Source organism: Methanoregula sp., assembly GCF_002835825.1.
Taxonomy (GTDB): Archaea; Halobacteriota; Methanomicrobia; order Methanomicrobiales; family Methanospirillaceae; genus Methanoregula.
Map to the genome: position 1 here is coordinate 1 of NZ_PIZH01000365.1, position 2,154 is coordinate 2,154.

3 protein-coding genes are annotated in these 2,154 nt (G+C 54.4%); 2 read left to right on the top strand and 1 reads right to left on the bottom strand.

Annotated elements, in window-relative coordinates:
- Both CW742_RS11090 and CW742_RS11095 read left to right on the top strand, forming a co-directional pair.
- Positions 1–719 (top strand): ABC transporter permease (locus CW742_RS11090; protein WP_292420373.1); only part of this gene is annotated, 719 nt, incomplete at its 5' end.
- 1 nt (position 720) lies between these two features.
- Positions 721–1,599 (top strand): ABC transporter permease, encoded by an 879-nt coding sequence (locus tag CW742_RS11095; protein WP_292420375.1) that lies wholly within the window; start codon positions 721–723, stop codon positions 1,597–1,599.
- Between the two features lie 90 nt (positions 1,600–1,689).
- On the opposite strand, the gene CW742_RS11100 is transcribed toward CW742_RS11095, so the two are convergent.
- Positions 1,690–2,154: MFS transporter (locus tag CW742_RS11100; protein ID WP_292420376.1), on the bottom strand; the 465-nt coding region annotated here is incomplete at its 5' end.

The window sequence follows — 2,154 nt, forward strand, 5'->3', positions numbered from 1 at the left end:
CCCGTGCTGTTCAGGGAGATCTTGGGTCCTCGTACCTTTCCCACCGGAGCACGCTCACCGAAATACTGTACTATCTCCCGACAACTATTCTGCTCTCGGTGCTTGCGATGTCAATCTCCATCATTGTCGGCATTCCTCTTGGGATTATTGCCGCTGTGCGGCAGAACGGGATCATCGATCACATCTGCAGAATTATCTCGGTACTGGGAAACTCAACCCCGGAATTTTTCCTCGCGATTGTGCTTCTCCTCATCTTTGCTATCGAACTGAGGATGCTTCCGGTTGCCGGAAGTGAGGGAATCCAGTACTTCATCCTCCCCTCCGTTGTACTATCTGTCGGCCTGATCGCGATGACTTCGCGGATTATGAGGACAAGCATGCTCGAGGTCCTTGAGCAAAACTATATCCAGACCGCGCGAGCAAAGGGATTGTCCCGTAACACAATCATTACCCGTCATGCGATCAAGAATGCTATGCTGCCGGTCCTGACCTACATGGGCACGCAGTTCGGCTGGCTTTTTGGGGGAGCGGTCATCGTGGAGAGTATCTTTGCTCTTCCGGGCATCGGGAGGCTCACTGTGGACGCCGTCGGGACGAGGGATATCATGATCCTGCAGGGGTGCATGATAACCTTCGCCCTCATTTTCGTTGTGATCAATCTCTTCGTTGACTTGTCGTATATCTATCTCAATCCCGCTATCCGGTACGAGGAGGTCTGAGATGGAGGCGGTTACTTTCGACAGTGCAGGGTATTTCTCCTCTGTGGCGGGCGCATGGGATGTTGTGCGGAAAAACCGAATCCTCCTGTCAGGCCTGGTGATATTTACTGCACTCTGTCTCATCACCATCCTTGCGCCATTTATTGCACCGCACGACCCGGCGGAACAGGACCTGGAAAACCGGTTTGCTCCGCCATCGCTCACCTATCCGTTTGGAACGGACCAGTTCGGGCGGTGTGTCTTCAGCAGGATCGTCTATGGGGGGCAGGTATCGCTTGCCATTGCCGTGATTTCAACCATTGTCTGCGTGCTGATTGGAATATTCGTCGGGCTGTATGCCGGGTATTACCGGAGACTTGATGGAGCCCTGATGCGGACAACGGACATCTTCCTCGCGTTCCCCTCCATTGTCCTTGCGCTTCCCATCATCGCCATCATCGGCCCGACACCCCTTGGGATCATCCTGGCAATCGTACTTCCCGGGTGGGCCAAGTTTGCCCGGGTGATCCGCGTCAGTACTCTGTCGGTGAAATCCAGCGGTTTTGTCGAGTCCGCAAAAGCGGTCGGTGCGTCCGACACGCACATCCTCTTCCGGCACATCCTGCCGAACTGTTACGGTCCGATCATCGAGATCGCAACGCTCGGCCTGGGGGCTAAGATCATCACCATCACCTCTCTTGGGTTTCTCGGCCTCGGAGTCCAGCCCCCGACACCGGAGTGGGGCACGATGATCAACCAGGGACTGACCCTTCTTGACCGGGCACCCATGATCGCTCTCTCAGCAGGTTCCATGATCGTCCTGTTCGTTCTTGCAACAAACCTGATCGGTTCAGAATTACGTTCGATTATCGACCCGAGGTCTGAAATGATTGCCATCTGATCAACACCGGTGTCAGGTGAGCCCAATGTGTCATATGAATCAGAGACATGGATACTTATCCGTGAGATCTCCTGCAAATAACACTGCGAATTACGGTTCCTGAACGCAGGAACCACGTTCCGGTACGGAATGCACGGACAATGCAAAAAATCCTATGACGGCAAGGACAAGGAGTGTACAGGCCGTGAATCCAGCTGCGGATCCGGCAATACCGATTACGATTCCGGTTACCACGGGACCGGTTGTATGCCCGATATCCATAACAGAAGAGAGGGCTCCCATGGATGCTCCGATCTTTTCGTGATCTGCAATTTCCGCCACGTATGCACTGGTCGCAACACTGGAGAGAGATAGACCGAACCCGAACAGGAGACTGGTGGTAATAAACCCCTCAAACGAGACCACGAGGGTGACTGACACCAGGGCAATCCTGATGGCAGGGAGACCATCCATGAGACGGACACGCTTGTAGAAACGGTCGGCCAGCCCGCAGAACAACTGCTTCGAGCGCTCCATTGCCAGGCTATGGACTGAGAACACAATCCCTAGCAGCAC

Excerpts from the sequence above, each read along its gene's own strand:
- CW742_RS11095 (WP_292420375.1), top strand. The coding sequence starts at position 721 with ATGGAGGCGGTTACTTTCGACAGTGCAGGGTATTTCTCCTCTGTGGCG.